Genomic DNA, 6,272 nt, shown 5'->3' on the forward strand with positions numbered 1-6,272 from the left:
GCCTTTCTTCTGTTCCCGCATGTCCAAAATTGGAACGACGGAGTTTAATAAGCTTACTTTCAGAACGACAACTGTTATCCAGGGAAACGGAATCCTGCGAATGAGTGAGTAAAAGTGAGATAAACCCTTAAAACCGAGGGAAGGGCAGTTATGCGTGGTGGAAGCCAGCTACAAACATTCAAGTATTGGGCAGGATAGTTGATTTAAACTTAATTTTATCTTGAATCCCCTCCAGAACAACCATATTATTGTAGTTAACAAAATATGGATTTTAGTCGAGCTTTAAAGGAGAATGTATTCATGTTAGAAAACGTAAATATTAACGTTATCATCAAAAACCTATATGAAAAAAGATTAATTGGTAAAAACATTATTGCGATAAATAATAAGACTGGATCTACTGATGGGCATGTATATATTCTTTCAGAGAACAACGAAGAAAAATACGTTTTAAAGATAGACCATCCGCAACAAATTATCTTAGCTGAAGACTTTCTTAATACATATCACCACATTAGTCTTCTACCTAAGATTCTTTATACTGATCCTGAAAAGACGTTTATTGTGTATTCATATATTACTGGTACAACTCATAAAAATCGTGGTTTAAAGATTAATTGGCTGACTATTTTAGCTGAAGAGTTATTCAATCAATACGAAAAGCCTCTTCAAACTGAAATGTGGGGAAGGATACAAAGACCGACTTGGAGTGAATGGAATTATCGGAGCTTGGAGGATACGAGAGATAATTGGGGTAGTCTTTTGACAGTTGAGGATTATGAAAGAGTTAAATCAATTGTTGAAAACATATCGAAGTGTGCAGAGCATGAATCCAGATATTTGCTACATGGAGATACTGGGATCCATAACTTTGTATTTCATGAACAATCACTAAATGGTGTAATCGATCCTTCACCAATGATTGGTCCAATGCTATATGATTTTACTTATGCATTCTGCTCCTCACCAGACGATTTGAACCTAGAAACTTTAATTGCAACATTCACTTTACTCAATCATGAACCTGTGGAGAAATCAAGACTTATTGAAGAAGTAATCTTTCAACTATATTGCCGTATTGGTATCTGTATACAATTCCATCCAAATGACTTGAAAGATTACATAAAAGCGTGGGAATATTGGAAGTCACTTTATATTAATGATTCCTTGAATACATAACTTGTGTTTTTATAAATCGACATAAACTCGAAATCTTTTGGGATCACTACGCTAGTTGGGAATGTTAGTTCAATCAAAGATCATCTGCCTTTGTCTTTTGAATTAACGGGATAGTTCAACTTTAATGGAAAATTATAAACGTATATGTACTGGTCAATTATTATTATAGACGAAGGAATGGAATTTACTAGGGGGATTTTCATGAGCATGGAATCGGATAATGAAATCAAGAGGGTACTTTCGGAGTCCAAACTGGCAGCTTTGATTGCCCTTCAAAATTACGATTTGGATTGGGAACAAATTCGGTTCAACCAACTATCCGAGACATGTACTTTTGTAATAGAAACAAGCAAGAAGGAATCTTTTTTACTCCGCATTCACTCTAAAGTGAACAGAGAAGAAATCAATTCTGAGCTTGAGTGGCTTGATATTTTGAGTGAGAAAATCGACATTACAATACCAAAGGGGATTTTGGACCGGACTGGATCAAAGACCGTAAGCATACAACTGGAGAATAAAATCCTAGGTTGTGCTTCATTGATGCAATGGGTTGAGGGTGAGCATCCGAGTAATGGACTGACTGATGACCAACTCCGTGGAGAGGGAATTCTCCTGGCAAAGCTACATGAAGCATCAAATGATGTCGAGCTGACTCCTAATTTCGGACGTCCTGTTTGGGGTGAGCAAAGCTTCAGGCTCGCTATGACTCGTCTATCTCGACATTACAATCGGTTCTTATCAGATGCGGAATTCAAGTTGTATCAAGCAGCGGCTGAAAAGATTCTATCTTGGATTAACAAACTTGAGAAGAATGAAGATGACTATGGATTAATACATGGTGATCTGCACCAAGGTAACATTGTATTTCAAAATGGAGAGCCTCGCCCAATTGATTTTGGAAGGTGTGGATATGGTTATTTACTTTATGACATAGCACATACCATTTTAGGGGTTTATCCAGTGCAAAGGAAAGTTATTATTAAAGGCTATGAGAGCATTAAAGAACTTAAAGGAGACTGGCTTCCCACGTTGGAGGGTTTTACCGTTATGGTAATGATCGAAAATTATTGTCACCATGCTCCTGACCCGAGGGAAACAGCGGGACTTAAGGAAGAACAGCCTTATGCTCAAGCGATAATAAGAAATTACTTAAGTGGTAAACCATTTCTTTTTAACACGATAGAATTATAATTTGAAAATTGAGAAACGACAGAAAGATTAATACATAGATGAGTATTCAACTAACGGAAGAACTATAGTTTCATCACTCCAGGCTGCCGATATTTATTGGCGGCCTATTGAAGTAACGTTAGTTCAAACACGACAGCGGCATGCAATATGCTGCAGCTGTCAGTTGGCAGAATAATTTAAGTCTTGACGCATTAAAACATTATGGGTATTATTACCATAATGTTGGTGAAATGGGGTAATTAAATGTATAATTTGATTTTTAAACAACCTTATCATCATGAGAGGCGTTAACACATTCCTAAAGATTTGGGATGGGTTAACGCTCTTCGCGCTTCCCATCCTGCGATATACAACGCGCAGGCCCCATGGGTCCTGCGCGTTTTTTTGTTTCAGCACATAAGAAAATGGAGGGTTAAAGAAATGGCAATAATGACAGATGCGAAAGGAAACATTTTCTTAGAATTCTTAGAAATAGCAGAGAATCAACTAGTTGTTACCGAACTCGATTCACCACTAACACATGCACTAATTGTAGTGGATTACCAAGGGAAGTACCTATTCATGCATAATAAGTGGAGAAATAGCTGGGAATTGCCTGGAGGTATTATTGAAGATGGAGAAACTGCTAAGCAATGCGTAATTAGGGAATTATTTGAGGAAACCAATCAAAAAATCGATGAAGTTTACTTCAAAGGTTTAATGAAATTTAGACTTCAACCAAGTTTCCATGGCCCTGAAAGGACAGAGTATGGAGCTTTGTTTTCAGGTCAACTAAGTCAACTTGATGATTTTGTTGAGAATGATGAAGCTACGCGCATTATTTTATGGGATGGCATATCGGAAATTGGAAAGATTAGCGAGATAGACAAGAAACTGATTGAGTTTGCCTAAATTATCATTATGTTTAGGTCAAACACGTTTTTTATTTACGTACCACGTAAATTAAGGAGTTGAGACTTTTGTACATTAGATATCATGGTAATTATACTAGTCCTAAGATTAAACAACCTTATGGCATTTTTGTTGTTATTTATCACTTATATCGTGACGATAAGCTTTCAGAAAGTGATAGAAAACTTTACCTAGACACAAAAGAATGGTTCGAACAGAATCTGCCCAATCCGCACTTCTACAATGATAACAATTCAGTAATGCAGTAACATGGTTTAAAGATGGAAACAATGCACCAATTATGATAACCCAATTGGAGTCATTCTTTAATATTGCCGAGAAGTATAACATCGAGATAATTAAATCCATCTCTAAAGATCTTCCCGGTATACTTATTTACGAAGACGAGTACCAGATAGGAATTGTCCCTCATTGCGCTAACGAGAGAACGTTTGTTCAATACACAACAATGGGATGCTGCCGGACGATCGGCAGCCTTTCGCTCATCTAACGGGCAGGATAATGATAAATAACATACAGAATTTATAGATGTGTGTGATAATTTGGGGGGATAATTTTGTCAGATGAGTTGAGTGAAGAAATACTAAAAGAACTAAAGAAGATAAATGAAAAACTTGATATTTTAAATGAACCCAAAGGGTTGTCAACCCCAATGAAGATTATTGCATTCTTCGTAATAGGACCTATGGTTGCTTTATTATTAACTGGCTTGTTTTACTTTGTAATGTAGGATTCATTATAGTAAGGCTGGCTCTGTCAATCTTTATTAAGCTAGACGGGTAACGATAGCGTAATACAAAAAGATAATAATATGTTTTTATTGAGGGGGAGAAATTTTAATGTTTACCCGTATTACTCAGTTAATTGATTTTCTTTCAGTATTAGATAAGTTTAAAACTATTGAACGTAAAACCTATGTATCGAATACGGCACGGCGTGAAAATGATGCAGAACATACCTGGCACATGTGTATGTTTGCTCTTTTGTTACATAAGGAAATTGGTTATGAAGTTAACTTAGAAAAAACTTTGAAATTGATTCTAATTCACGATTTAGTTGAGATTTATGCTGGTGATACATTCACCCATGATATTAAAGCACGTGTTGGGAAGAAGGTAAGAGAGGATGAAGCTGCTGAGATTCTGTTTGCACAGCTCCCAGAAGACTTTAGAAGCGAATTCAATGAGTTATGGGATGAGTTTGAATCAGGAGAGACACTAGAATCACAATTCGTTAAGACAATAGACAAAATGCAGGCTTTTGCTCAGAACGTCAATACAAAGGGAACGGTTTGGAAAGAAAATCAAATTGCACCTGAGAAGATATTAGCTTATAACGAAAGCTGGAGACATCATAATGATTCTTTATCGGAACTATTTAATCATCTATGGAGTTTCGCAAAAAAAGAAGGCTATCTTTATTATTCTGAAGATAAATCAGTTAGTGAATTAAACTAACGCCAAACTATAGTTGAGGAGCATGCTTCGTGGCTGCTCCTTTTCCGTTTGCTGAACTAACTGGCAGCATTACTTAGTATTTGGGTATGGTATTGTTGGGAACTTATCTAAAATGTGAGGTGTTCCAATGAAGAGCGAAGAAGTATTAGAGTGCTTAATGAATATCGATAAAATTAAAGATCTTGATAAGTTTCTGCACTTTATAAGCACACAGTTCCTCAAAGAGAAGAAAGTTCTTTTTTATTACTGTTAGATAAGTCGGTTGTGGCATCTGATTTAGAAGCACTTCTCTACTTATTAGAAAGGATGGAGTACGAAGAAGATGCTGTGTATTGGTGCAAGAAAAAACAGTGGATATTAGAAAACAGGCTTAACATATTTAGGGATAACGTAATAATATCTAATGACGGAGCAATCTTTGAGGAATATGAGCCAACGAAAGTCATTAAGGAATTAATCGAACATGATAATGATTTTGACATTGATACTAAAATCCTTATTGAAAACAGCGTAAGTATTTTTTGTCTTTTCGACGAATGGAATTGGTTTAAAGTTTTTGGAGTAACCCCTGAAAAATAATATCTCTACTTCTGGTTTACAACGGCATAAGTAAATTAACTTTTTTGTATGTGGTTACTTAACTAACGAAGAAGTACGACAAGTTCTGCTATAAGCACCAAACAGTGCGAAAAGCAGAAGATTACAGCAGTAATCTTAACTTTACAACCGAGGATGGGAATGACGGAACCATGTATCCCGAAACCATTCCGCCAATACTCCTGCGTGCGTCATGTTTAACAGAATATGAGGTATGAAGTACAGGTAGATTCGGCAGAACGAAGGCTGTAGCCATTCGATTAGAAAAAGGTATGCCACCGGATATGTCGCGCGGCTGAAAAACTAGATATGGTGAGAATGTTCAAACAGACTGAACTGACGAACTTCCGAATGTACAGGTCTAAAGTTAGAGCATATGGAAACATATGCACCATCAAACGATGGGGTGAGCGGCGTAAAGTAAGAATTTCTTCTATGAAATACGCTATGCCGAACAATGGTGGCATTGGTCTCACAGGCTTAGAGGAAGCACCTAAGTCTAGAAAGAATAGCTAGGATGTAAGGGACTTGGAAAGCAAGGGACGTTGCAACAAGGGCTGTTACCMAAAACGGTTGTTATAAGGCACATCCCGAAATACATTCATCCTTGTGAGGGCAGGGGCACGACTGGTGAAACTCCTGTAATGGGAGTGGAGGAATAGCCCCAAGTCTAACTGAAAAGAACGATTGTTTTCCAAGCGTGAATTGCACCGATCAGGTAGGAACGTGGGGACATCAATGGATGCCACAGTGCAAGCTACTAGGATAGCCTAACAGTCTATATCCTTGAGTAACGAGGAAGTGCGACTTGTTCTGCTATAACTGCTACTTAGTAGGAAAGGCAGGGACTCAACCCGAGTCCAACTCTGTATCCAAGGATGGGAATGATGTAACCATGTCTACTGAAACCATCCCATTAAATTCCTACTTGCGGTG

General features: G+C 37.3%; 6 protein-coding genes. All 6 read left to right on the top strand.

The window, feature by feature from the left end; genetic code table 11:
• The first annotated feature begins 300 nt into the window (after positions 1 to 300).
• The 6 genes from AB4114_RS35405 to AB4114_RS35430 all read left to right on the top strand — a co-directional run bounded on the left by AB4114_RS35405 (position 301) and on the right by AB4114_RS35430 (position 5,318).
• A complete protein-coding gene (locus AB4114_RS35405) occupies positions 301 to 1,179 on the top strand; it encodes a phosphotransferase (protein WP_441992617.1) in 879 nt (292 codons plus the stop codon).
• Between the two features lie 201 nt (positions 1,180 to 1,380).
• The gene (locus AB4114_RS35410) at positions 1,381 to 2,370 is read left to right on the top strand and encodes a phosphotransferase enzyme family protein (protein WP_441992618.1); all 990 of its coding nucleotides are present in this window, start codon (positions 1,381 to 1,383) and stop codon (positions 2,368 to 2,370) included.
• A 420-nt stretch (positions 2,371 to 2,790) separates the two neighbouring features.
• Complete coding sequence (locus AB4114_RS35415) at positions 2,791 to 3,261, top strand: NUDIX domain-containing protein (protein ID WP_441992619.1); 471 nt, start codon at positions 2,791 to 2,793, stop codon at positions 3,259 to 3,261.
• A gap of 577 nt (positions 3,262 to 3,838) precedes the next feature.
• Entirely contained in the window at positions 3,839 to 4,012 is a 174-nt protein-coding gene (locus AB4114_RS35420; protein ID WP_441992620.1) for a hypothetical protein, read from the top strand.
• Positions 4,013 to 4,121: 109 nt separating this feature from the next.
• The gene (locus tag AB4114_RS35425; protein ID WP_441992621.1) at positions 4,122 to 4,739 is read left to right on the top strand and encodes an HD domain-containing protein; all 618 of its coding nucleotides are present in this window, start codon (positions 4,122 to 4,124) and stop codon (positions 4,737 to 4,739) included.
• A 264-nt stretch (positions 4,740 to 5,003) separates the two neighbouring features.
• Positions 5,004 to 5,318, top strand: a complete 315-nt coding sequence (locus AB4114_RS35430) for a hypothetical protein (RefSeq protein WP_441992622.1) — start codon at positions 5,004 to 5,006, stop codon at positions 5,316 to 5,318.
• Positions 5,319 to 6,272: the final 954 nt, after the last annotated feature.

The sequence above is a fragment of the Paenibacillus sp. 2RAB27 genome, assembly GCF_052115445.1.
GTDB lineage: Bacteria > Bacillota > Bacilli > Paenibacillales > NBRC-103111 > Paenibacillus_E.

What these genes read in the sequence shown, in the direction of transcription:
- AB4114_RS35415 (WP_441992619.1), top strand. Translation starts at nt 2,791, where the DNA reads ATGGCAATAATGACAGATGCGAAAGGAAACATTTTCTTAGAATTCTTA.
- AB4114_RS35410 (WP_441992618.1), top strand. Translation starts at nt 1,381, where the DNA reads ATGAGCATGGAATCGGATAATGAAATCAAGAGGGTACTTTCGGAGTCC.
- AB4114_RS35405 (WP_441992617.1), top strand. Translation starts at nt 301, where the DNA reads ATGTTAGAAAACGTAAATATTAACGTTATCATCAAAAACCTATATGAA.
- AB4114_RS35425 (WP_441992621.1), top strand. Translation starts at nt 4,122, where the DNA reads ATGTTTACCCGTATTACTCAGTTAATTGATTTTCTTTCAGTATTAGAT.